The sequence below is a fragment of the Ensifer sp. Root127 genome (assembly GCF_001425225.1).
In the GTDB taxonomy this organism is placed as follows: Bacteria; Pseudomonadota; Alphaproteobacteria; order Rhizobiales; family Rhizobiaceae; genus Ensifer; species Ensifer canadensis.
The window spans coordinates 1-23,416 of record NZ_LMDX01000002.1 but is presented as its reverse complement, the minus strand read 5'-3'; the positions used below and the strand labels follow the sequence as shown (position 1 = coordinate 23,416).

Below are 23,416 nucleotides of genomic sequence, written 5' to 3'. Positions count from 1 at the left end.
CGCGCTGTGTCTGATGCCGTTTGGCGCTATAGGTGTGCCAACGACATCTAAGTGAGGCGCAGACGGCATGCTACAGGCGGGCATCATCCCGGTTACTCATTTCCAGCAGAACTGCACGGTTCTCTTCGATGCTGAAACCAAGGAAGGCGTGATCGTCGATCCCGGCGGCGACGTCGATGTGATCCTCCAGACGATCCAGGAGAACGGCATCACGCTGAAGGCGATCTGGCTGACGCACGGCCACATCGACCATGCCGGCGGTGCCAAGGAACTGAAGGAAGCGCTCGGGCTTTCGATCATCGGCCCGCACAAGGACGATCTGCCGCTGTTGTCGCGGCTGGAAGAGCAGGCCGAGAAATTCGGCCTGGCGATGAAGGTCGAGAACGTCGTACCCGACCAATGGCTGGAGGACGGCGATACCGTCTCCTTCGGCAATCATGTGTTTGAAGTGCTGCATTGCCCCGGCCATGCGCCTGGCCACGTGGTCTATTTCAACCGGGTGCAGAATTTTGCCCATGTCGGCGACGTGCTGTTCCACGGCTCGATCGGTCGCACCGATCTTCCCGACGGCAATCATCAGCAATTGCTCGATTCCATCCGCCACAAGATCCTGCCGCTCGGCGATCAGGTCGGCTTCATTTGCGGCCATGGCCCCGGTGGACAGATTGGTGAAGAGCGGCGCACCAACCCCTATCTGCGTGGTCTCTGACCCCGAAAAGACGCGGGCCCCGGTTCGGGAATATAGGCCGTAATGAAAAAGCGCATGCCCCGGGAAAAGGCATGCGCTTTTTGTTTATCGCATCGCGGCTTTTCAATCAGCCTGCGTCGCAGAAGTAGCTGCGGCCGTCGTAGCCGCGGAACGTACCGTTGTCCGGGTTGAACGAGCGGTAGCGCTGCGAGCAATAACGATACCAGGACGGGGTCCAGGGCTCGAGCGAACCGTAGCCGCCGCCGCCGTAGCCGCCGCCATAGTTGTCGACGACAACCGGACGCGCGCGATAGACAGGGCGCGGACGATAGACCGGGCGCGGCTCGTAATAATCGGGCTCCGGGTCGACATAGACGCGCTCGCTGTAACGCGGCTGCGAAGCAATCGCGCCGCCGATGATCACGCCGGTCGCCAGGCCAAGAGCGCCGAGTGCAACGGCGTCACCGTTGTCATAGTGCCTGCGGCGGTTCCAATCACCAGCCTCAGCCGTGCTGAGGGTCGGGAGAACCGAGGCGGCGGCGATGACCGAGAGAACCGTCGCTTTGATGAACTTGTTCATGGCTTCAATCCTGTGCATGGTCCGGAGCGTTTCCGGCCTTCATGATGAAAGAGTGTTAACCACGCCAAACTGAACGGGGCCTGAACAAAAAAACCCGGCATCGCTGCCGGGCTTCAACTTGAATCTTTCAGCAGAACCGGTGTTAGCCGGAGATCTGCAGGTTGACCGCCTTCGGGCCTTTGCCGCGGCGATCCGGTTCGGTGTCGAAGCTTACCTTCTGATTTTCCGACAGGCCGTTCAGGCCGGAAGCCTGGACAGCGGAGATGTGTACGAAGATATCTGCACCACCGTTGTCAGGCTTGATGAAACCAAAGCCCTTGTCGGTGTTGAAGAATTTAACAGTGCCAGTTTCGGCCATGCGTCAGGTCCTTTTCTCTCCACCCGTTTGACGGACGGGTAGCATTGCAGTTTGCCCGATTGGGCGTTGGGCAGGCAGTTCTCGATATTTGAGGAAAGGTTCCTGTTACCGCAGCCAGCCATCGGAAAGGTTGCAAACTCGCGTCCCCCCAGTCTGGCCACCCGGAGTTTTTGCGTCTCCGGCCCGCTTTTATTTCAAGATCTTCCCATGCTCGTAGATTGCCCGAACAGAGTAAGATTGATGGGTTTATTTTGAATTGGCAAGCAAAACTTTTTAGAAGTGGTATTGCGTCTTGCCATTGCTCAAAATTCGGTCAGTCGCCGATTTTTCAGGTGATATTGAAGGTGCATCGCAAGCTGTTGAAATCACAGCTTTTTGAACGAATGTGCCGAGAAGTTGAGTGCTTTGCGCCGTTTTTCGCCGCAATCGGCGACGCCGCGATGGCTGCCAAACAGGTCCATTCATTTGTCAAGCGACTGATATGGTTGAAGCTTCTTGCCAAAGTGATGCTGTCGGGCACCGTGGCGGTTCGCTTTGCAGAAATCCTGCAAGTAATAACCGGGAATCGGCAGGTTGCATCGCGGCGCTTTAAAGTGAAGCAACAGCTTTGCGGGGCGGGGCAATAACAAGTAACGCAGCAGTTCAGTACCCGCCAAAATCAAGGGTTATAGTTCTGCAGGTCCCCGCGCATGCCTATCTCGTCTCAGGCTGCGGCTTCCTTCCGGCCACCTTTCGTGATCTCGGGCACGATCTCGACGACCAGCATGGCGGCAAAGATGATGGCGCAACCGACATAGCCGATGGGCGTGATGATCTCCCCGAGCAGCAGCACCCCGAAGAGGGCTGCAAACAGCGCCTCGCTCGACAGGAAGATCGCTGCCTGCGGTGCCGTGGTGTAGCGCTGGCCGACGACCTGGCAGATGAAGGCGACACCACTGGAGAAGATGCCCGCATAGAGGATTTCCGGCAGCGCGCCCTTAACCGCCTCCATGCTCAGGGGCTCGATCGCCAAAGCGACGACGCAGCCGAGTACGGCGCAAACGGCAAACTGCGTCATCGACAGCAGCATCGGCCGGCCGCTGCTCGGTGCGAAGATGCCGACAAGCATCAGCTGCAGTGCCCAGAACAGGGCGCAGACAACAGTCAGATAATCACCACCGGTCAGGCTCGACAGAGCGCCACCACTCAAAAGGAAGATACCGAGCAGGGCCATCAGCGCGCCGGGCCAGATGATCCAGTGCGGCCTGCGGCGGAGGAAGATGATGGTCAGCACCGGGACGAAGACGACGTAAAGCCCGGTTAGAAAGCCGGAGTTGGTGACGCTGGTGGTGAGCAACCCGTATTGCTGCGTAACGGCGCCTGCAAAAAGCGCGAGCCCGACAAACACGAAGTTGCGAAGGGTCCTGCCGGTCAACGGCTGCGGCGCCCGCCTGGTTTCAACGACGGCGAGCGGCAGCGCGACCAGGGTTGCGATGGCAAAACGAAGCGTGATGAACCAGAGCGGTCCGATCGCCTGCATCGCCGTCGACTGGGCGACGAAGCCGGCACCCCAGATGGCGCCGGAAAACAGCAGGAATAGATTGGCCTGGACGCGGGTCATCATTGCTCTCCTCAGATGCTTCGCCGTCTATCAGTTGCGATTTTTCCGGGCAAGGCTCATCGTCGGCGGCCGGCTGATCTGCGCGGCGTGCCGGCGACGGTTGCATGGTGGAGATGGGGACGGTGGAGATGGGCGAGAGCGGTTATTCGGGAACGCCGCTTGTCCGCAAGCTGGGCATGAGGGGCGGGCAGTCAGCGCTGTTGCTTGGCGTCCCTGACGATCTGACCGATATTGCCGGCTTTCCAGGGTTCTCCAGGTGCGAAACCGCCGTCGACGGCCCGGCGTCACGTCGGCACGACTACATCCACGTCTTCGCCGTGGAGAGGGCAAAGCTTGAAGCGCTGGCACTACCGCTTGCGGCGAGCCTCAAGGCAGACGGCATGATGTGGATCTCGTGGCCGAAGCGCGCATCGAAGGTTCCGACGACGCTGACGGAGGACGTCTTGCGCGAGATCTTTCTGCCGCTCGGGCTCGTCGACACCAAGGTCTGCGCCGTCGATGCGGTCTGGTCCGGATTGAAGTTTATGTTCCGCAAGGACGTTCGCGCCGATCTCTGATCCCGAATTTGGATTTATACGAGCGCCGGTTGGTATTACTGCGTCGGTGCCTTGGAGACCCTGAGCAAGGCGCCATCCTCTTCGTCCGTCACCATCAGCAGTGCGCCGTCCGGCGCCACCACGATGTCGCGGATACGGCCGAACTCGCCGTCGAACAGCCGTTCCTCGGAGGTCACAGCGCCGGTGTCGTCCCGCTCCAGCCGGGCGAGGAGCTGATACTTCAGCGCCGCCACCAGCAGGTTGCCATCCCACTCCGGAAACATCTTGCCGCGATAGACCGCGAGCGCGCCTGGCGCAATCGAGGGATCCCAGTAGTAGATCGGCTGGTCGAAGCCGTCCTTGGCCGTGCCTTCGCCAATCTCGGCGCCGGAATAGTCCTTGCCGTAGGTGATCACCGGCCAGCCGTAGTTATGGCCGGATTGCGGGTTGTTGACCTCGTCGCCGCCGCGCGCGCCGTGCTCTGCCGTCAGAAGCGTGCCGTCCTTCGGATCAATGGCGATGCCCTGCGGATTGCGATGCCCCTTGGACCAGATTTCCGGCAGGCCCTCGGTGCCCCCGCGATAGGGGTTGTCGGCGGGAATGCTGCCGTCGGCGTTGATGTGCAGGATGGCGCCGGCATGATCGTGCAGATCCTGGGCGCGCTCGCGCTCGCCGCGGTCGCCGATGCCGAAGAACAGGCTGCCATCAGGCGCGAATGCGATGCGCGAGCCGAAATGCTGGCCGTTGCGGGTCAGCTTGTTCATCCGGAAGAGTTCCTTGACGTCGGTCAGGTCCGAATTATCCGCCGACAATGCCGCCCGCACCAGGACCGTTCCGAAACCGCCGTCTCCACTGGCCGCGAGCGTCAGGTAGAGCGTGCGGCTGGTGGCAAAATCGGGGGCAAGGGCGATGTCGAGCAGGCCACCCTGGCCCTGCTCGGCCACCTCAGGCACGCCGGAAAGCGGCGCCGAGGCCTTGCCGTCGCGGATGATGCGCAGCCGACCGGCGCGCTCGCTGACGATGTAACTGCCGTCCGGCAGCACCTCGACGGACCAGGGATGTTCGAGCCCGCTCGCCAGCGTTTCGACGAGAACGTCGCCATGCTGGGAGGGAAACTCACGCGTTTCCTGTGCTGCGGCAGCAAACGGGGCGGCAAACGAAACAAGGCCGGCGAGGAGCGGCAGCGCGCGAATTGTTCCCGCCATCCGGGTCGTTTCCAGCCTTGATGCCTGCGCCTGCCACATTCGATATCTCCGATCAGTTCATGCCGCCACACGCCAAGCTGGAGTGGTCACCCGGTTCGTTCAAGTCAAATCGGATCAAAATGGCTTTATTTCGAAACCGAGCCTGTCGTCAGCGGCACCGGATGCTGCTCGCCGACCAGTTCGGCGGTCACGATGTAGCGCATCGGTCCCGGCTCGATCGCATCGAAAGGGAAGCAGGTGGCAAGCGCCAGCTTGTGGCCACTGGCCGAGGCGTTGATGCCGCTCTCGTCCCAGCGCGCGACCCGGCCTTCGCCGGCGCGGAAGAGAAAGCGCCGCCCGTCCTTGCGGGTCAGCACCAGCAGGTCGCCCGCGGACACATCCTTCAGCCAGCGGAAATGCGTGTCGCGGTGGGCGGCGATGACCGAGGTGCCTTCGTCGCCGGGAAGGGGGGTGTTTGTGAGCCAGGCAGGTCCGAAGGCAAGCGCCTGGCCGCTTGCGCCCTTGAGCACGATCGCCGAGCGGTTGATGCGCGGCGCCATGATTTCCGCTGTCGTTTCGAAGTCGGCCCAGGGCCAGGGCCTGCCATTGGCCTCGCCGTGCAATTGCGCCTCGAAGCTCTTTTTCAAGAGGACTTGAGAGACCTCGGCCTTGGCCTTCATGTAAAATCCCTTGCCGACCAGCATCAGGCCGGCAAGGGCGAACAGGGCAATGAGCGCGACCACGATCGTCTCGATCGCCGAAAGACGGGCGAGGAAGCCCGGGCGTGGCCCGGGCAGGTCGTCGTCAGCGGCCATGGCGTCGAACCCCTGATGTGACGAGGGCGGCGATCTGCCCACGCCAGAAGACGAAGGTGCTGCCGGCAGCAAGGGCAAAGGCGAGCAGCATCAGCCCGATGAGGATCTGCTTGTCTGCTTCGGTTGCCGTCTGCGGCAGGTTCACCTGGTTGTTGGCTTCGGCAATCAGGCCGGCGGCGCGCGCCGTCGGTGCCGCCAGCATGCGGTCGGCGGTCAGCATTGCGAGCTTCGTCTGGCTTTCGGCCGAAGCCTCGCGCTCGTCGACCTTTTCTGTCGCATCGGACTTCTCGCCGAAAACCTTGCCGAAGTCCCAGCCGGCCGGCAGGTTGAGCGGCACAGCGGTTTCCGTCAGGTTTTCGCCGGCGGGCCGCGACGGTGTCGCATCGACGGCGACAAGGCTGGTGACGCGCGAGACCAGGTGATGGGCGAGCGCGACGGTTTCGATCTGCCTGTCGAGCGTTGCCGGGTCGGCGATCGTCGCCGCGCTTGCCTCGAGATCGTCGATCTTACGGCGGGCCCAGAGCTTGGCGACGCCTTCGCCGGTTGCCGCCTTGGCGATGTCCATCTCGACGCGCCAGGGCTGGTCGCCGGCCTTGCCGACGATGCGAAGCTTGCCTTCCGGCGCGGCGCCGTCGAGTTCGGCCGTCAGCACGACCGGCTCGCCGCGATAGAGATCGGGCATCGGGTTCGGGGTGATGTCGCCCGTGGCCGCACCCTCGAAAGTGGCGGAGATGTCGGTCATAACAGGGCTCTCGAGCTTGGTGAAAAGCTCGCCCATACGGGCGGCCACCTGGCTCTCGGAACCGATCAGCGTGAAGGTGCCGCGGCCGTACTCAGCCGCCTTGGTCATGAAATGGCTGTTGGGCGCGGACCCGATGCCGACGGTGAAGACGCGCGCGTCGCCGCGGTTGTTCTGGATTTCCTGGAAAAGCTGGCCTTCATTGCCGATGGCGCCATCGGTGAGGAAGACCACCTGGCGAAGGGCGCCAGCGGCAACCGGTCCCTGCGTGCGCAGGGCCGCTTCCAGCGCCGGCAGCATTTCGGTGCCGCCGTCGGCGGTCAGGCCGCGCACGAAGGAGATCGCGTCCTCGCGCTTGTCAGGTGTCGCCTCGACGAGCCCAGGGAAATGCACAGTCATCGTGTCGTCGAAGCGGATGACGTTGAACCGGTCTTCCGGCTTCAGCCGCGAGATCGCCAGCGCCAGGCTTTCCTTTGCCTGCTCCATCGACGGGCCGGCCATCGAGCCGGAATTGTCGATGACGAAGACCACCTCGCGCCGGAGTGGTTTGTCAGTCGCGGTCGCAGTGACCGGCGGGGTGACGAAAGACAGGAGATAGGTCTTGCCGTCGACGGTCTCGCGGAAGAGGCCAGCATAGGGGCTCTTGCCTGCGACAGCCTTCCAGCTGAGTTCGAAATCCCTGTCGGCCGGAACGCTTCCTGCTTTCAACGTGATCTTGCGAGTAAGCTGGTCGAGGGTGGTCGTTTCGATCTCGTGAAAGGCCGATGTCACTTCGCCGATCGGGAAGCCCGCCTTCAGGTTGATCGTCAACGTCACCGGGTTGATCCTGGCGTTCTCGCGCGGATCAAGCACCGGCGGCTCGATCTTTTGGCGATCGGGGACCGGATCGCTGACGGCATAACCGGAGCGGCTGTCGAGATCGACGGTCTGGACGACCGGCTGCGGATTGTAGCGAGGGGCGACCACCATCGGGAAGCGGAAGGTGAAGGCGTCGTTCGACTGGCGCACACCGCTTTGATATTCGATCTGCACCACCACCGTTTCGCCAGGGCCGATATTGGCGACCTGATTGGTGAAGAGGTTGGGGCGTTGCTGCTCGAGCAGCGCCGCCTTCTTGCCCTCGGCCTTTGCCTGCTCGTAGATCTCCTTGGCCGCCTGGCGCGGCTTGATCTGACCCTCGATGAAGCGGTCGCCGATCTGCATCTTCAGCGTGTCGACGGCGGAATCATCGGGAAGCGGGAAGACATAGGTGCCTTCGACCCATCCCTTGCTCGGGTTCTGGAACCGTTGCGTCACCCGGGTGCGCATGATCGGGCCGTTGACGTCGATCTGAACGTCGGTCGCCAGTCGCGGCGCCTCGACGAAATAGCCGGGCTCCTTGGAGGGGAAGAGCAGGGCGCCGGTGCCCATGTCGTTGGGCCTGACATAGCCGGCCATCTGCTCGGGCCTGGCGTTTGCTGTCTGGGCCGAGGCCTGGGTCATCAGGCCGAGGATCATCACGATGCAGGCGGCGAGCGCTGCGAGCGCCAGATACATGCCCCAGCGCGCTTCGTTTTGCCGTGTCCGTGATTCAGCGATTTCGTCGTCGAGAAACATTGCATACCCCCGTCATGCCATGCGTTCGGATCATGGAAGGAAAGGCCCGGAAATCGGCTGTTGCGGGACGGAATTGCGGCGTTCCGCGACAGTTGTTGTGGCCAAAATATGGCTTTTCGAAAAAAGTCGAAATCCGCTGTTTTTTCTGAATAAATCGGGACCGTGGCACGTGTCTGACTGACCGCGCCTTCATCGGATGGAAGCCCCGGTTTCTTGTCGGTATGCGGACCGTTCTGGCCGGGGCTGCCATCACCTCAGGCGGAGCGCGTCGATCGTGATTGCTGATCACACTCATGAAACTTTGTCATGGTGACGCATTTTGCCCGCATTCCGGCGGTTTTTCAGGCTCTGGCGCTTGCAAGACCGGGCGTCTTTCGACATAGACCTAACCGCTATGGAGCCTGACTTTTTCGTTCCGTAGCGCTCACCGCGTCTCGAAACGATCAGGACCTTTCATCATGGCCTTCCTTGCCGATGCCCTTTCCCGTGTAAAGCCTTCCGCCACCATCGCCGTTTCGCAGAAAGCCCGCGAGCTGAAAGCGAAGGGACGCGACGTGATCGGCCTTGGTGCAGGGGAGCCGGATTTCGACACGCCTGATAATATCAAGAAGGCTGCGATCGACGCGATCAACCGCGGCGAGACGAAGTACACGCCGGTATCCGGCATTCCGGAACTGCGCGAAGCGATCGCCAAGAAGTTCAAGCGCGAGAACAACCTCGACTACACCGCCGCCCAGACGATCGTCGGCACCGGTGGAAAGCAGATTCTTTTCAACGCCTTCATGGCGACCCTGAACGCGGGCGATGAAGTCGTCATCCCGGCGCCCTACTGGGTTTCCTACCCGGAGATGGTGGCGCTGTGCGGCGGCACGCCGGTGACTGTTTCGGCGACGCAGGAAAACAACTTCAAGCTCCAGCCTGCCGACTTGGACAAGGCGATCACGCCGAAGACCAAGTGGTTCATCTTCAACTCGCCGTCCAACCCGTCGGGCGCTGCCTACAGCCACGCAGAACTCAAGGCGCTGACCGACGTCCTGATGAAGCACCCGCATGTCTGGGTGCTGACCGACGACATGTACGAGCACCTGACCTATGGCGACTTCAAGTTCGCGACCCCTGTCGAAGTCGAGCCCGGCCTCTACGACCGCACGCTGACCATGAACGGCGTCTCCAAGGCCTATGCCATGACCGGCTGGCGCATCGGCTACGCCGCCGGCCCGCTGCAGCTGATCAAGGCCATGGACATGATCCAGGGCCAGCAGACCTCGGGCGCAACCTCGATCGCGCAGTGGGCTGCCGTCGAGGCGCTCAACGGCACACAGGACTTCATCCCCGAGAACAAGAAGATCTTCGAAGGTCGCCGTGATCTCGTGGTGTCGATGCTGAATCAGGCCAAGGGCATTGCGTGCCCGACGCCGGAAGGCGCCTTCTACGTCTACCCGTCCTGCGCCGGCCTGATCGGCAAGACCGCACCGTCGGGCAAGGTCATCGAGACTGATGAAGACTTCGTCTCCGAGCTGCTCGAAGCCGAAGGCGTTGCCGTCGTGCATGGCTCGGCCTTTGGCCTCGGCCCGAACTTCCGCATCTCCTACGCGACGTCGGAAGCGCAGCTGGAAGAAGCATGCCGCCGCATCCAGCGCTTTTGCGGCGCCTGCAAGTAAGCTCAGGCATTCCATCTCATGAAAAGCCCGCCGGCAACGGCGGGCTTTTTTGTTCGTAAACGGATTCAACGGGCGGTCAATTTGATTCAAGCGCGGCGGCTAAGGCGTTGAAATCAGAGTCGAACTGCCCTTCGTTCAAGCCCCCGGAACCTCGTCATCGCCGACGACGCCGCCCTCGCTTTCGAGAATGGAGAGGCGACGTGCCTCGGAACGGGTAAACTTCAGGCAGACGCCGATGCCGCGTTCGCCTTCCGGCAGAAAAATGGCGCCGGCATTTTCGAGTGCATGCGTCAGCGACACGATCACCGCGTCGGCGGGCTTTTCCAGCTTGCGCTCGAACTTCAGGATCGTGTCTTCGTCGACGCCTGAAAAGCTCGCCAGCATCTCGCGCGAAATTTCGATCAGAGCCCGGGCGGCGCGGCACTGTGGACCTGTAATCATCGTCACCTCCAGTTGCGGCGAGGATGCGTGAAGCCCGGCGGCGGGTCAACAGCAAGCGAGGGCCCGCGACCTTTCGACCGCGGACCGTTTTGCTCGAGCCGGTTGGTTATGACGATGTTTAGGCGAGCGGCGGACGCTGCTTTCGCCGGCGCCTGCCACCCGTGGACGACAGAACCCTATTTTGCCCGCATTCCCTCGATGATGCCGGAGATCTCGTCGGCACCGAAGCCGCCGGCGAGGCGCTTTTGCGCCAGTCTTTCGATCGGATCCATGAACGCCGGATCGATGCCCTGGCTGCGGCTTGCGGCGACGATATTGGTGATCGCCACCGATTGCATCGCAAGGTTCGACATCACGTCGCGGGCGTGGTCGCCGCTGTCGATCCGCTCGGCAAGGTCGGGCAGAGCCGTCATCATCGCTGCCAGCCAGGGCTCGACGAAGGCTAGGAACTGTATTGCCGTGACGCCAACGCTGCCGGCAAGCGCCGTTGCGTGCAGATAGCCGCCGAAGAGGCCGTACATCGCCGACAGCAATGCGAGGTCGTTGACCGCGGCGAGAACAGGATCTTCGCCGAGATAGTGGCTCTGGCCAAAGGCAGCCAGTTACTCCTTTGCGCCCTCAAACGCATCGGCGCTGCCGCTGTAGAGAATGAAGGCGTGCGACGAGCCGATCATCGGCGGCGTCGCCATGATGCCGCCGTCGAGATAGAGCGCACCGTATCCGCCAAGACGGCCGGCGATCGCCCGGACCTCGTCCGGGCGACCATCGGTGAGGTTGACGACGGTCTTGCCGGCCAGCAAGGGAGCGGCGTCGGCAAGCGTGGCTTCAGCGGCGGTATAATCGGTGAGGCACAGCACGATCACGTCGCTGACGTCGATGGCTTCCTGCACCGTTCCGGCTCGGCGCGCGCCGCGGGCAACAAGTGTGTCAGCCCGCGCCTGGGTGCGGTTCCAGACCGTCGTTACGTTGCCTGCTTCGATGAGGGCGTTTGCGAGGGCCGTGCCCATGGCGCCGAGGCCGATGATGGTGATGCAATTGGACATCCGATTCTCCGTTCTGGCTTGTTTCAGGCAGCCGGCGACAATTGCTGGCCGAGACCGCCATCGACCGTCAGCCTCGCGCCAGTGGTAAACGTCGCGTCGAAGGCGAGGAACAGCACGGCGCGGGCCACTTCGTCGGCGGTGCCGTTGCGGCCCATGGGCGTGATCGCGTCCCCCAGCGCCTTGAACTCTGCACGCTCGGCATCGGTGATGCCGGCAACGCCCTTGGTCGGCGTGTCGATGAAGCCGGGGCTGACCGAGTTGACGCGGATGCCGCGTGGCAACAGTTCGGCGGCAAAGACGGAGGCAAACGAGATCAGTGCCGCCTTGCTGCCGCTATAGACAGCCATGCCCGCATGACCGCCGACATCGGCGACAGAAGAGGTGAAGACGATGGAGCCGCCGTCGCGGATGAGCGGCGCCAGCCGCTGCACGGTGAAGAAGGCGCCCTTGGTGTTGATGGTGAACTGTCGGTCGTAGGAGGCCTCCGTCACCTGGTCGAACGGTTCGAGCAGCGACGTGCCGGCGTTGACGTGCAACAGATCGATCGACCCCAGCTTTTGGCCGACGGTCGCCCCGAGCACGGCGATCTCGCCGAGGTCGGAGATGTCGGATTTTACCGCATGGACACGCGCCCCGAAGCGCTCCTGGATCTTGGCGAGGTTGGCCGCATTGTTGCCGGTCAAGAGTACTTCCGCGCCGCCGTTGACGAGCCGTTCGACTGTCGCCAGGCCCATGCCATGCGTGCCGCCGATGACGACGGCTTTCTTGTCCTGATAGCTACCCATGATCTTTTCCTTCGATGTGAGTTCGATGGAGAAGAGATAAATTCATGGACGATATTGCGGAAGACGGGCAAATGTGGATGTATCGTCCACATTTGTAGACATCGGAAAATGGCCATGCGCAATCTCAACGACTTCATCGTCTTTGCCCATGTGGTCGATCACAAGGGGTTCGCGCCGGCCGCGCGCGCGCTCAACATGCCGAAATCGACGCTGAGCAAGCGCGTGGCCGAACTGGAAAAGACACTCGGCGTCAGGCTGATCAACCGCACGTCGCGCCGCTTCACCGTGACCGAGATCGGCGAGGACTTCTATCGACATGCCGCGGCGATGCTGATCGAGGCGGATGCGGCCGAAGCCATCGTCAAGGGCCGGCTCGCTGAGCCGAGCGGCACGGTCAGGATCACCGCCTCAGTGCCGACGGCGCAGATGACGCTGGCAGGCCTTCTACCGCCGTTGGCGCTCGCATACCCTAAGATGCGCGTGATGGTGCACGCGACCGACCGTTTCGTCGACGTCGTCCAGGAAGGCTTCGACATCGCCGTGCGCGATCACTTCGCGCCCTTGCCCGATTCGGGTCTTGTGCAGCGGCGGGTGGCAACGGACGCCATCTGGCTGGTGGCGGCACCGGCCTATCTCGAAAGCCGCGGGGCCCCGCGCGAACCGAGCGAGCTTTCGCGTCATGACGGACTTCTGGCGTCGTTGACCGCCGAGGGATGGACGATGCGCAATGATGCGGGTGTGGTCGTCCGGGTCCGTCCGGAGCCGCGTTTCCTTGCGGACGAATCCAATGTGCTCCGTGCGGCCGCCGTTTCCGGCCTCGGCATCACCGCGCTGCCGCGCAAACTCTGCCGGGCGGAAATCGAGGAGGGCAGCCTCGTTCGTGTCCTGCCCGATTGGGAAGCGGGCAGCGTCACCACGACCCTGCTGATGCCGCATCGGCGGGGGCAACTGCCGTCGGTGCGCGCGGTGGTCGACTTCATCGCCGAGCATCTGCCCGGCGCGCAAGGGTCGGCCGCATAGCTGCAATGATTGGCCAGATGGCGTGCATCACTGCCGTTGCGCGTCGGGCGGCCCCAACCTATCCTTCGCCCGAACGGATGCCCGAGTTGTCGAATGATCCCGCACGAGAACCATCAATGGACTTATTGGCTGGGCCGGGCGTCGCCTGAAGTCGAGTACGCCTTCTGGGCTGGCGGGCCTGCACCGGCACTTGGCATGCATTTCCACCCCGAAAGCCAGCTGACGACGGTGCATTCCGGCTGTCGCGCCTTTCAGGTGGGAAGCGTGATACTCCGGGTCGAGGCGGGGCAGTGCCTGCACATTCCCGCCGGTATGCCGCACCGAAGCCTTGCTGCCGAGCCCGAGGGCGCGCAATGCCTCAACCTCTACGCTGCCCTGCCGGATGCAGGCTGTGGCCCCACAGTATACTCGCTTCGTGAACTCGGGCTTTCCGAAGGGGAGGCCGATCCGCTCGCGCTGCTCCGCGGCGTTGGGGAACGATTGCAAGCGGGTGGCAGGTTGCCGGGACATGCGAGCGACGATCTCTGGCTTGGCGATATCGGTGTAAGCAGCATGACGGTCGGCAAGATCGCCGTTCGTCATGGTCTGAGCCGCGAAGGTTTCAGTCGTCGGTTCACGCGGCTGATCGGTATGTCGCCGCACGCCTATCGGCTGATGCACCGCCTGAACGCGGCCCGGCGCGATCTGCGATCGGAAACGTCGGTGGCCGACATCGCAGCAAAATATGGTTTTGCCGACCAGAGCCATCTCGGCCGTCATTTCCGCCGCGTCTTCGGCGCCACACCACGCGCCTATGGCGAAAACATGCGGGCGGTCACAAACGTTCCAGACGTGGTCACGGCCACAGGCTAGATCTCTTCGCATCATTGCGAAAGGCATGGCATGGACGGACTGATCGCGCCTCTTCTGTTTCTCGCCGGCATAGCCGGCGGCATCATCAATGCGCTAGCAGGGGGCGCAACGCTGATCACCTTCCCGGCGATGCTTGCCGCGGGTCTTCCGCCTGTTGTTGCCAATGCCTCGAATGCCATTGCCATCGCACCTGGGCACCTGCTGGCGGCGATTGCCGATCGCGAGAAGCTGCCGACCTTCGATCGGCGCATGCTGGTCCTGCACGCCCTCTGCGTCGTTGGCGGCGTCATCGGCGCACTGGTTCTGCTTGCGCTTCCCGATCGCCTCTTCGTGCTGCCGGTTCCCGGGCTCATCGGCCTTGCCACGCTGCTCTTTGCGTTTGCGCCGCGCATCGGCCAGTGGACCGTAACGCATCGCGGGAAGGGACAAGCATCAAGGACCGAAGGAATGGCCGCGCTGTTTGCCACTTCGATCTATGGCGGTTTCTTTGGTGCGGGGCTCGGCATCCTCCTGACGGCGGTGCTTTCGCTGCAAGAGCCGGGCGACATCCGCAAGGTCAAGGTGATGAAGAACCTGCTCGGCAGCTGTGTCAGCCTCGCGGCGATCGTCATCTTCATCGCGAAGGGCATGGTGCAATGGCCTGAGACGCTGACGATGTTGTCGGGCGCGCTGATCGGCGGCTATGCCGGCGGTCATCTGGTGCGGGTGCTGCCGGCCCAAGTCGTGCGGCTGTTCGTGATCCTCTCCGGCGCGGTCATGACCTGCGTCTATGCCGGCCGCTACTGGTTTTAAGGATGGCAGAAAGTTAGGGTTCAAATGAAAAAGGCCCGCTTGGAGCGGGCCTCTATGCTGTCTCGGTCGCGCGCTCAGCGCTCGGCAAGCGCCGGTTCGCCCTTTTTCTCGCGCACGAGGTTCATGAACCGGCGGAAGAGGTAGTGGCTGTCCTGCGGGCCCGGCGAGGCTTCCGGGTGATGCTGCACCGAGAACACCGGCTTGCCGGCGACGCGCAGGCCGCAATTGGTGCCGTCGAACAGCGAAATGTGAGTCTCTTCAACACCTTCCGGCAGCGACTTCGAATCGACCGCGAAGCCGTGGTTCATCGAGACGATCTCGACCTTGCCCGTGGTGTGATCCTTGACCGGATGGTTGGCGCCATGGTGGCCCTGGTGCATTTTTTCGGTCTTGCCGCCAAGCGCCAGCGCCAGCATCTGGTGACCGAGGCAGATACCGAACACCGGGATATCGCTCTTCAGCAGGTCCTGGATGACAGGCACGGCGTATTCGCCGGTTGCCGCCGGGTCGCCCGGGCCGTTGGAGAGGAAGATGCCGTCCGGCTTCTGGGCAAGCACCTCTTCGGCGCTCGTCGTTGCCGGCATCACGGTGACGCGGGCGTTGAGGCCGGTGAAGAGGCGCAGGATGTTGCGCTTGACGCCGTAGTCGAGGGCGACGACGTGGTAGTCGGCCTCGGCATCGCCGAGCGTCGAATAGCCTTCGTCCCAGACCCAGGGCTTCTCGGTCCACTGCGAGGACTGGCCGGAGGTCGCGACCTTGGCAAGATCGAGGCCTTCAAGCCCGCTCCAAGCCTTGGCTTCCTTCTTCAGCGTCTCGATGTCGAAGACGCCTGAGGGATCGTGGGCGATGACGGCGTTGGGCATGCCGTTTTCGCGGATCCAGGCGGTGAGTGCCCGGGTGTCGATGCCGCAGAGGCCGATGATGCCGCGGGCTTTCAGCCAGGCATCGAGGTGCTTGACGGACCGGTAGTTCGACGGCTCGGTGATATCGGCCTTGAAGATCACGCCGACCGCGCCGTGGCGGGCTGCCGGCGTCAGGTCTTCGATGTCCTCGTCATTGGCGCCGATATTGCCGATGTGCGGGAAGGTGAAGGTGACGATCTGGCTGAGGTAGGAAGGATCCGTCAGGATTTCCTGGTAGCCGGTCAGTGCCGTGTTGAAGCAGACTTCCGCCTGCACCTTGCCGGTTGCGCCGATGCCCTTGCCTTCGATGACGGTGCCATCGGCAAGAACGAGCAAAGCGGTGGGTTTTTCAGTGGTCCATGCGGGTGTCGCGGTCATCGTTCCTATCCCGTTGCGGCGCGAGGCGGGGCTTGAAAGCCCGACGGCTGATCGCCATTTTATGTGCTCAGGCATGGACGCGCGGAATCCCCGCGAAAAGTGCTCACATGCCAATGTCGTGCAGGTGCGGGAAAATAGCCAAAGCGCAAAGCCCGGTCAACCAGCCGCTGTGAATTGTCTGGAAATAAAATTCCTTTTAATTCAAGCGGTTGTGTAATCCGTTTGATTGCACCTGCCACACTGGTTTAAGACGACGACAACATTGACGCATCGAACCGGTTCCGGGCAAGAGCACCGCGGGCCGGCTTCGACATGGAGAAAGACATGCGCGACCAGTTCGCTGAGGTACTGAAAGAAGCCCTGAAGGCCAAGGACACGCGGCGCACCTCAACCGTGCGGCTGATCCAGGCTGCGATCAAGGATCGTGATATTGCCAACCGTGGCCTGGGCAAGGATCCGGTCGGCGACGACGAGATCCTGCAGATCCTCGCCAAGATGATCAAGCAGCGCGAGGAATCGGCGCGCATCTACGACCAGGGCGGCCGGCCGGAGCTTGCCGAGCAGGAGCGGCAGGAAATCGTCATCATCAACCAGTTCCTGCCGGCTCAGTTGCCAGAGGATAAGGTCAAGGAACTCTGTGCTTCGGTGATCCAGGAAACCGGCGCGCACGGGCTTCGCGACATGGGCAAGTGCATGAACGCGCTCAAGGAACGGTATCCCGGCCAGATGGACTTCGCCAAGGCCTCCGGCCTGGTCAAGGACCTGCTGAAGTAACCGACTGCGCCCGCTCGTCTGCGGCGGGCGCCGTTGCGGCATTGAAATTGCCGGTGAGCCTTTCATGGGCCTGATCGATCAGCGCGAACTTCTCCGCCTGATAATCCCAATATTCCCGGATGAAACCCTGCGACAGCCAGAGGCTGCTGCGACCCGGCGGGCCATCCCATCCCATGCCGCTGGGCACGGCGTTGAAGAAGCCGGCGCTGGATGCAAGTGCTTCGACGGTGATGGCCATGATGCGGGATCCGAGGTCGGGAGGCGAATTCATCCTGTTGTGCTTGGTCGGAGTCAGGGTCGATGCACGGCCTGGGTGTAGAAACATGTTCGCGCTAGACGCGCATCATCCGATGACCTACAGCAAGCGGGGTTTGCAATTGCCTTTTTACAGCCTGTGAATTGCGGGCAAGGCCGGTCAGCGCTGTGGCGTCCGGCGGTTTCGCCGCCTATATGGAGGATTGACCAGAGGTACCCATGCGCTTTTCACAGTCCTTTCTTGACGAGATACGCGACCGCGTGCCGATTTCGGACGTGATCGCCAAACGCGTCACCTGGGATCGGCGCAAGACCAATGTCTCGCGCGGCGACTACTGGGCCTGCTGCCCGTTCCACGGCGAGAAATCTCCGAGCTTCCACTGCGAGGACCGCAAGGGCCGCTACCATTGCTTCGGCTGTGGCGTTACCGGCGACCACTTCCGCTTCCTCACCGATCTCGAAGGCCTGAGCTTCCCCGAGGCGGTGCAGCAGATCGCCGACATGGCCGGTGTTGCCATGCCGCAGCCCGACCCGCAGGCCGAGAAGCGCGAAAAGGAACGCACCAGCCTGCTCGATGTGATGGAGCTGGCGACCCAGTTTTTCGAGGACCAGCTACAGACGGCCAATGGCGCCAAGGCGCGCGCCTATCTGCGCGAGCGCGGGCTGACCGGCCGCACCATCGAGACCTTTCGCCTCGGCTTTGCGCCCGACAGCCGCAATGCGCTGAAGGAATTTTTGGCCGGCAAGGGCATCGGCAAGGAGCAGATAGAGGCCTGCGGCCTGGTGGTGCATGGTCCCGAAGTGCCGGTTTCCTACGACCGCTTCCGTGACCGCATCATGTTTCCGATCCTGTCGTCGCGCGAAAAGGTCATCGCCTTCGGCGGCCGCGCCATGTCGCCGGATGCGCCGGCGAAGTATCTCAATTCGAATGAGACCGAGCTCTTCCACAAGGGCAACGTGCTCTACAACTTTGCCCGGGCACGCCGTGCAATGTCCGGGGGCAGCCGCCCCGGTGATGCCGGGCAAAACGAAAGTGCTACGGCGACGATCATCGCGGTCGAGGGCTATATGGACGTGATCGCGCTCCACCAGGCGGGCGTCGAGAATGCCGTTGCGCCGCTTGGAACAGCACTCACCGAAAACCAGCTCGATCTGCTCTGGAAGATGACGTCGCAGCCGGTGCTCTGCTTCGATGGCGACGGCGCCGGCATCCGCGCTGCCAACCGCGGCGTCGATCTGGCGCTGCCGCATCTGAAACCCGGCCGCTCGGTGCGCTTTGCCATGCTGCCTGACGGCAAGGACCCGGACGATCTGGTGCGGCAAGAGGGGCGGGCGCCCTTCGACCAGGTGCTGGCCAATGCAAGGTCGCTGGCCGAGATGGTCTGGCAACGTGAAATCCAGGGCGGCTCGTTCGATACGCCGGAAAAACGCGCCGAACTTGAAGCGAGGCTGAAGCAGGTCACCGCCGTCATTGCCGACGAAAGTGTGCGGCGCCACTATGGCCAGGACATGCGCGACCGGCTGCACGCCTTCCTGCAGGCCTCAAGCCCCGGTCGCGGCGGCGAGCGGCGGCAATTCGAGCGCGGCGGCCGCCAGGGCGGCGGCCAACGCGGCGGGCAGGGTGGACGCCAGCCCAACACCTCGGGTCCGACGGCAATCTCGGACCGGCTGGCGCGCTCGTCGCTGGTCAGCGGCCAGCAGGCGGTGCCCTCGTTGCGCGAAAGCGTGCTGGCGCTCACCATCGTCAACCACCCGCAACTGCTGTTTGACGAATACGACGAGATCTCGACCATCGAGTTCGACCACCGCGATCTGCAACGCTGCTGGGCGGCGGTGCTCAATGCGGCTGCCGCCAACGGCCCGCGCCTGACGCGTGAAGGGCTGGTGGAACAGCTGGAAGCCGAAGGCTTTGCGCCCTTGATCGCGGCCATCGACCAGCAGATCCGCTATGCCCGGCTGTGGACGGCGACAGCTGCTGCGGCACCCGAGGATGCGCGCGAGGGTTACCTGCAGGCGCTGGCGCTGCACCAGCGCTCCAAGGCGTTGCATTGGCAGCGGCGCGAGCTGGAGCGGGAACTGGCGCATGCGACCGAGGAGGGAGACCTCGAGGCCGTGCCTCAGCTCCTGCGCACACTTCAGGAAGTACAGTTCGAAGTGACGCGGCTTGAAAACCAGGAAGCGATCATCGAAGGCTTCGGTGTGCTCTCCGGCCGCGTGAAGGGACCGGCGGCCCGGTGACCGCCGAAAAGTCGCGCGCCCACGCCGAAATCCGGTCCGGTCTCAACAGTATGCCGACTATTCGCGCCAATGTTCGGCCACCCAGGGAGCTGGGCGGATATAGTGGCGCAGGTAGCGGATTGGATTCTTTTCACGCCGGTCACCGGAAAACAGGCGCCGGATATGCCCGAGCGGCGTGTCCACGCGGCCGCGATAGCCATACTGTCCGTCGATCGCATGCTGCGGCAGCAGGCTGCGGGGGAAAAGCACCACGCGTGCATCGGTCGGCAGGCGCGGCGCGAAGAAGTAGTTTAGGGGGAGCGGCCAGTGGCAGTCCTGCCGGAAATGCAGCACCCAGCGCCTTGGGAAAAGTTTTACGCCGCCCGGCGCGTTGCGCGTCACGAAACGCTGCTCGAAGCGGTATTCATTGGCAACGGCTTGCGGATCGGCCAGGAACTTCTGCTGCAGCGGCACCAGCTTGCCGACCGGGAAGCGAAACAGCGAGGTCTGGCCGAGCCGTTCGAACGGCGTCGTCTGGTTGCGCGCCAGGATCACATCGTCGGGTTCTCCGACCTCGAAGAAGGCGTCGAGCGACCCGACGATGACGATATCGAGGTCCAGAAACAGCACCGGTCCGCTGAGGTTGCCCAGCTTGGCGCCCCATAGCCGAGATTTGTTCCAGATGCCCGGCGTCTTCTCGGGCATTTTTCCAATGTCCAGCGGCGGCAGATCCTCGCAGAGAATTTCCGGGTGCAGACCCTCGCGATTGTCGGTGAAGCAGGTGAAGGTGAAGGGCGGGGTGATGTTGCGCGCCGCCATGGCATAGAGGCGGTTGATGAAGGGCGCGCCGTATTTGGTCCCCCAGTTGATGCAGATTAACTGCTTGACGCCGCCGCTTGCCGCCAGAATGCTAGACATCGTTACTTTCCAGTTTTTTCAATCCACGAGATTGCCGGTGACCGGAAGGGTCGCATCGGCGGCGAGTTCAGCTAACAGGTCCGAAGCCGCCCGTCCAGCCGCCGCGATTTGCCTTGCTCTATTCCGTTGACCGGAAGGCTATGGCATTGCGGTCGCTTGGGGCGATGATGATCAGGTGATTCCCGTAAAGGAGATATGATGGAGATTGGGCAAAGGGCGCAATGCGCCAAGGGCGTCGCCGGCCATCTCTTCGACGGAGCCGCGCCGGCACCTTTGGATGTGCTCAAACGCGTCTATGGCTACTCCGCCTTTCGCGGCCGGCAGCAGGAGGTGGTCGAGCATGTGGCCGCCGGAGGCGATGCAGTCGTTCTGTTTCCGACCGGCGCCGGCAAGTCGCTCTGCTTCCAGATCCCTGCACTCTGCCGTCCCGGCCTCGGCGTCGTCGTTTCGCCGCTGATCGCGCTGATGCGCGATCAGGTCGAGGCGTTGAAGCAGCTCGGCGTCAATGCGGCGGCACTCAATTCGTCCCTGACGCGCGAAGAAGCGGTGGCCGTGCGCCGGCAGATTGCCGATGGCACGCTTGACCTCCTCTACGTCACGCCCGAGCGCATCGTCACCGATGGTTTCGCCGATCTCATCGGCAATGCCCGCATTGCGCTTTTCGCCATCGACGAGGCCCATTGCGTTTCGCAGTGGGGTCATGATTTCCGGCCGGAATATCGCACCCTCGGCCTGCTTGCCGAGCGCTATCCCGGCGTTCCGCGCATCGCGCTGACGGCGACGGCCGATCCGCATACCCGCGAAGACATTATCGAGCGCTTGTCGCTGCAGGGCGCCGAAGTCTTTACCACCAGCTTCGACCGACCGAACATCGCCTATGAAATTGTCGAGCGCGACCAGCCGCGCCAGCAGTTGCTGCGCTTTGTCTCCCGCTTCCGCGGATCGTCCGGCATCGTCTATTGCCTGTCGCGGGCAAAGGTCGAGGACACTGCGGAATGGTTGAACGGGCAGGGCATTCGAGCGCTGCCCTATCACGCCGGCATGGACCGGACGCTGCGCGACACCCATCAGGACGCGTTCCTCAAGGAGGAGAGCCTCTGCCTGGTCGCAACCGTCGCCTTCGGCATGGGCATCGACAAGCCGGATGTGCGCTATGTCGCCCATCTCGATCTGCCGGGCTCGGTCGAGGCCTATTACCAGGAGACCGGCCGCGCCGGACGTGACGGCCAACCGTCCGAGGTCTGGATGGCCTATGGCATGGCCGACGTCTTGCAGCGCCGCCGGATGATCGACGAGGGCGCAGTGGCGGACGAAATCAAGCGCATCGAGCGCGGCAAGCTCAATGCGCTTTTGGCGATCTGTGAGACGGCTGGCTGCCGCCGACAGGCGATCCTCGCGCATTTCGGCGAGGCGCATCCCGGTCGTTGCGGTCATTGCGATACCTGCCTGAAGCCCGTGGAAACCTGGGACGGCACCGAGGCCGCGATCAAGGCGCTCGCCGCCGTCTACCGCACCGGCGAGCGCTTCGGCACCGGCCATGTCGTCGACGTGCTGATGGGGACCGTCAACGAAAAGACCGAGCGTTTCGGCCATGTCGACATCCCGGTCTTCGGCGCCGGCAAGGATCTGCCGGCGCGTACCTGGCAATCGGTGTTTCGGCAATTGCTGGCCGCCGGTCTCGTCAGCGTCGATCACACGGCCTTCGGCGCAGTCAAGCTCGAAGCGGAGGCCCGCGCCGTGTTCAAGCGCGAGCGCCAGGTGCTGTTTCGCAAGGACCGCCCGCAGACGGGCAAGGCGGCGCGGCAGGCGAAATCGGGCAGCCAGCGCGAGCGCGCCGACCTTGCCGGTTCCGACCTCGAACTGTTCGAACTGCTGCGCGCCGAGCGCTTCACCATCGCCAAGGACCTGAACGTGCCGCCCTACGTCGTCTTCCCGGATGCAACGCTGATCGCGCTCGCCAAGGAGCGCCCGCGCGGCTTCGACGAGCTGCTCGACATCCCCGGCATCGGCGAAAGCAAACGCGAGCGGTACGGCGAGGCATTTCTGGCCGTGATCGACGGGTATTTGGAGGGGTGAGGCCCGACGATTAGCTCTCGCGGTTGGGCTTTGTCCCGATTCTCGTATCTTTTCGGCACTGGTGCAGTACGAAGTTGGGGGAGTTCCGCCCTCAGACCAGCTAAGTCGCGCCGCCGACGCGGCGCGGCTGGATTCCTGTGACAAGCACAGGAATGAGGGCGTGGCGGGCGGTCGAAATTCTTTCACCCAACTACAATTTTTACTTGTGCAATAAGCGCGATATCGCCAATTTCCCTTTCATGAGGGGCTATGTCTACATCCTCGCGTCCAAGCGAAAGGCACGCTTTATGTTGGCGTGACGAAGGATCTCGCCACCCGGCTTTACGAACATCAGAACGACCTGACGCCCGGCTTCACATCGAGATACGTCAAGACGCTGGTCTGGTTTGAGGAGTTTGATTTGCTGACCGCGGCGATAACTCGGGAGAAAACGATCAAGAAATGGCCTCGAAAGTGGAAGTTGAACCTGATCGAACGCATGAACCCGGATTGGGAGGATATCTCGCCCTATCTGCATGCCCTCTGACCAATGATCCCGTCTCATTGTCCTGAGCTTGGGATAATATTGCCGCGATTGTTGGGGACCAGATTCTGAATACGCTGGCTGCAACTACGTCCCCTCCCTCATTCCTGTGCTTGTCACAGGAATCCAGCCGCGCTGCGTCGGCGGCGCGAATGGATGGTGCTTGATGGGACAAAGGGTGCCAGCTTCGATCTTCGACCGCTCAAAAGCTGGAGTGGCCGAAGCAATATGTCTCGCACCGCCAAGGGCGCGACATAAAATTTCAGACCAGCGGGTCTGTTGCGAAAGGCCCTGTCGTTTTCCCTCACTACTGCCTCTGCGCATGGCCTGGCCGCTGGAATTTGCTGCAACGGGAAAGCTGTCGTGGTACTCGTCTGGCACGAAACGTCCTTTTCACAGTGAAAGCGGCCCGCCATGACCAATGCTTTTCTTTCCCACCTCCGCTCCGAACTCGATGGCTTGAAATCATCCGGTCTCTACAAGTCGGAGCGGGTGATCGTCTCGAAACAGGCGGGCGAGATCGAGGTTGCCTCGGGCGAGCGGGTGCTGAACTTCTGTGCCAACAACTATCTCGGCCTGGCCGACAATGCGGAACTGACTGAGGCCGGCAAAAAGGCTGCTCACTGAGGCCGGCAAAAAGGCTGCTCGAAAAACAAGCACCATCCAGCCGGTTCCATCAAAAC

The 23,416-nt window shown here is 62.7% G+C and carries 23 protein-coding genes and 2 pseudogenes; 12 read left to right on the top strand and 13 right to left on the bottom strand.

Translation table 11 applies throughout. The features are described from left to right. Nucleotides 1–67: 67 nt before the first annotated feature. Nucleotides 68–709, top strand: coding sequence for an MBL fold metallo-hydrolase (locus ASD03_RS06840; protein WP_057212565.1), 642 nt, complete (start codon nt 68–70; stop codon nt 707–709). A 106-nt stretch (nt 710–815) separates the two neighbouring features. On the opposite strand, the gene ASD03_RS06835 is transcribed toward ASD03_RS06840, so the two are convergent. Both ASD03_RS06835 and ASD03_RS06830 read right to left on the bottom strand, forming a co-directional pair. Then, nucleotides 816–1,268, bottom strand: a complete 453-nt coding sequence (locus ASD03_RS06835) for a BA14K family protein (RefSeq protein WP_025427906.1) — start codon at nt 1,266–1,268, stop codon at nt 816–818. Between the two features lie 142 nt (nt 1,269–1,410). Continuing rightward, a complete protein-coding gene (locus ASD03_RS06830; protein WP_025427905.1) occupies nt 1,411–1,626 on the bottom strand; it encodes a cold-shock protein in 216 nt (71 codons plus the stop codon). A gap of 218 nt (nt 1,627–1,844) precedes the next feature. Here ASD03_RS06830 and ASD03_RS38700 point away from each other — a divergent pair, with 218 nt between their 5' ends. Then, complete coding sequence (locus tag ASD03_RS38700) at nt 1,845–2,252, top strand: hypothetical protein (protein ID WP_128090426.1); 408 nt, start codon at nt 1,845–1,847, stop codon at nt 2,250–2,252. Between the two features lie 77 nt (nt 2,253–2,329). Here the strand turns inward: ASD03_RS38700 and ASD03_RS06825 are convergent, their stop codons facing one another. Beyond that, entirely contained in the window at nt 2,330–3,226 is an 897-nt protein-coding gene (locus ASD03_RS06825; protein WP_025427904.1) for a DMT family transporter, read from the bottom strand. A gap of 104 nt (nt 3,227–3,330) precedes the next feature. Here ASD03_RS06825 and ASD03_RS06820 point away from each other — a divergent pair, with 104 nt between their 5' ends. Beyond that, nucleotides 3,331–3,783 carry a hypothetical protein gene (locus ASD03_RS06820; protein WP_038576303.1) on the top strand — a complete coding sequence of 151 codons (453 nt, stop codon included), beginning with the start codon at nt 3,331–3,333 and terminating at the stop codon, nt 3,781–3,783. A gap of 35 nt (nt 3,784–3,818) precedes the next feature. Here ASD03_RS06820 and ASD03_RS06815 read toward each other — a convergent pair whose 3' ends face one another. The 3 genes from ASD03_RS06815 to ASD03_RS06805 all read right to left on the bottom strand — a co-directional run bounded on the left by ASD03_RS06815 (nt 3,819) and on the right by ASD03_RS06805 (nt 8,036). Then, nucleotides 3,819–4,967 carry a PQQ-dependent sugar dehydrogenase gene (locus tag ASD03_RS06815; RefSeq protein WP_051509213.1) on the bottom strand — a complete coding sequence of 383 codons (1,149 nt, stop codon included), beginning with the start codon at nt 4,965–4,967 and terminating at the stop codon, nt 3,819–3,821. Between the two features lie 125 nt (nt 4,968–5,092). Further along, the gene (locus ASD03_RS06810; RefSeq protein ID WP_025427901.1) at nt 5,093–5,761 is read right to left on the bottom strand and encodes a class GN sortase; all 669 of its coding nucleotides are present in this window, start codon (nt 5,759–5,761) and stop codon (nt 5,093–5,095) included. After that, on the bottom strand, nt 5,751–8,036 hold the full coding sequence (locus tag ASD03_RS06805) for a marine proteobacterial sortase target protein (protein ID WP_244445425.1): 2,286 nt from the start codon (nt 8,034–8,036) through the stop codon (nt 5,751–5,753). Before ASD03_RS06805 ends, ASD03_RS06810 begins: the two co-directional genes overlap by 11 nt. A gap of 518 nt (nt 8,037–8,554) precedes the next feature. Between ASD03_RS06805 and ASD03_RS06800 the strand changes: the two genes are divergently transcribed. Continuing rightward, entirely contained in the window at nt 8,555–9,757 is a 1,203-nt protein-coding gene (locus ASD03_RS06800; RefSeq protein WP_025427899.1) for a pyridoxal phosphate-dependent aminotransferase, read from the top strand. A 135-nt stretch (nt 9,758–9,892) separates the two neighbouring features. Here ASD03_RS06800 and ASD03_RS06795 read toward each other — a convergent pair whose 3' ends face one another. The 4 genes from ASD03_RS06795 to ASD03_RS06785 form a co-directional block, all read right to left on the bottom strand. Next, nucleotides 9,893–10,198, bottom strand: coding sequence for a hypothetical protein (locus ASD03_RS06795; RefSeq protein ID WP_025427898.1), 306 nt, complete (start codon nt 10,196–10,198; stop codon nt 9,893–9,895). Between the two features lie 176 nt (nt 10,199–10,374). Next, nucleotides 10,375–10,800, bottom strand: a complete 426-nt coding sequence (locus tag ASD03_RS40310) for a hypothetical protein (protein WP_348523266.1) — start codon at nt 10,798–10,800, stop codon at nt 10,375–10,377. Next, nucleotides 10,801–11,241, bottom strand: coding sequence for an NAD(P)-binding domain-containing protein (locus ASD03_RS40305; RefSeq protein WP_244494608.1), 441 nt, complete (start codon nt 11,239–11,241; stop codon nt 10,801–10,803). It lies immediately after the preceding gene. Between the two features lie 23 nt (nt 11,242–11,264). Beyond that, entirely contained in the window at nt 11,265–12,026 is a 762-nt protein-coding gene (locus ASD03_RS06785; protein WP_025427896.1) for an SDR family oxidoreductase, read from the bottom strand. A gap of 114 nt (nt 12,027–12,140) precedes the next feature. Here ASD03_RS06785 and ASD03_RS06780 point away from each other — a divergent pair, with 114 nt between their 5' ends. The 3 genes from ASD03_RS06780 to ASD03_RS06770 all read left to right on the top strand — a co-directional run bounded on the left by ASD03_RS06780 (nt 12,141) and on the right by ASD03_RS06770 (nt 14,690). Then, complete coding sequence (locus ASD03_RS06780; protein ID WP_025427895.1) at nt 12,141–13,046, top strand: LysR substrate-binding domain-containing protein; 906 nt, start codon at nt 12,141–12,143, stop codon at nt 13,044–13,046. A 93-nt stretch (nt 13,047–13,139) separates the two neighbouring features. Then, nucleotides 13,140–13,898 (top strand): AraC family transcriptional regulator, encoded by a 759-nt coding sequence (locus ASD03_RS06775; RefSeq protein WP_025427894.1) that lies wholly within the window; start codon nt 13,140–13,142, stop codon nt 13,896–13,898. A gap of 30 nt (nt 13,899–13,928) precedes the next feature. Beyond that, on the top strand, nt 13,929–14,690 hold the full coding sequence (locus ASD03_RS06770) for a sulfite exporter TauE/SafE family protein (protein ID WP_025427893.1): 762 nt from the start codon (nt 13,929–13,931) through the stop codon (nt 14,688–14,690). A 74-nt stretch (nt 14,691–14,764) separates the two neighbouring features. Here ASD03_RS06770 and carA read toward each other — a convergent pair whose 3' ends face one another. Next, on the bottom strand, nt 14,765–15,970 hold the full coding sequence (gene carA / locus ASD03_RS06765) for a glutamine-hydrolyzing carbamoyl-phosphate synthase small subunit (RefSeq protein ID WP_025427892.1): 1,206 nt from the start codon (nt 15,968–15,970) through the stop codon (nt 14,765–14,767). Between the two features lie 324 nt (nt 15,971–16,294). On the opposite strand from carA, the gene ASD03_RS06760 reads away from it, so the two are divergent. Further along, entirely contained in the window at nt 16,295–16,744 is a 450-nt protein-coding gene (locus ASD03_RS06760) for a GatB/YqeY domain-containing protein (RefSeq protein WP_025427891.1), read from the top strand. Here the strand turns inward: ASD03_RS06760 and ASD03_RS06755 are convergent. Continuing rightward, a complete protein-coding gene (locus ASD03_RS06755) occupies nt 16,725–16,982 on the bottom strand; it encodes a hypothetical protein (protein ID WP_025427890.1) in 258 nt (85 codons plus the stop codon). The genes ASD03_RS06760 and ASD03_RS06755 overlap by 20 nt on opposite strands. A 236-nt stretch (nt 16,983–17,218) precedes the next feature. Here ASD03_RS06755 and dnaG point away from each other — a divergent pair, with 236 nt between their 5' ends. Continuing rightward, nucleotides 17,219–19,237 (top strand): DNA primase, encoded by a 2,019-nt coding sequence (gene dnaG / locus ASD03_RS06750; protein ID WP_025427889.1) that lies wholly within the window; start codon nt 17,219–17,221, stop codon nt 19,235–19,237. Between the two features lie 57 nt (nt 19,238–19,294). Here dnaG and ASD03_RS06745 read toward each other — a convergent pair whose 3' ends face one another. Continuing rightward, the gene (locus ASD03_RS06745) at nt 19,295–20,134 is read right to left on the bottom strand and encodes a hypothetical protein (RefSeq protein WP_025427888.1); all 840 of its coding nucleotides are present in this window, start codon (nt 20,132–20,134) and stop codon (nt 19,295–19,297) included. A gap of 198 nt (nt 20,135–20,332) precedes the next feature. On the opposite strand from ASD03_RS06745, the gene recQ reads away from it, so the two are divergent. The 3 genes and pseudogenes from recQ to ASD03_RS06730 form a co-directional block, all read left to right on the top strand. Beyond that, nucleotides 20,333–22,210 (top strand): DNA helicase RecQ, encoded by a 1,878-nt coding sequence (gene recQ / locus ASD03_RS06740; protein WP_025427887.1) that lies wholly within the window; start codon nt 20,333–20,335, stop codon nt 22,208–22,210. Nucleotides 22,211–22,449: 239 nt separating this feature from the next. Then, nucleotides 22,450–22,736, top strand: a pseudogene (locus ASD03_RS06735) (GIY-YIG nuclease family protein). A 411-nt stretch (nt 22,737–23,147) separates the two neighbouring features. Continuing rightward, nucleotides 23,148–23,351, top strand: a pseudogene (locus tag ASD03_RS06730) (glycine C-acetyltransferase); the annotation flags it as partial. Nucleotides 23,352–23,416: the final 65 nt, after the last annotated feature.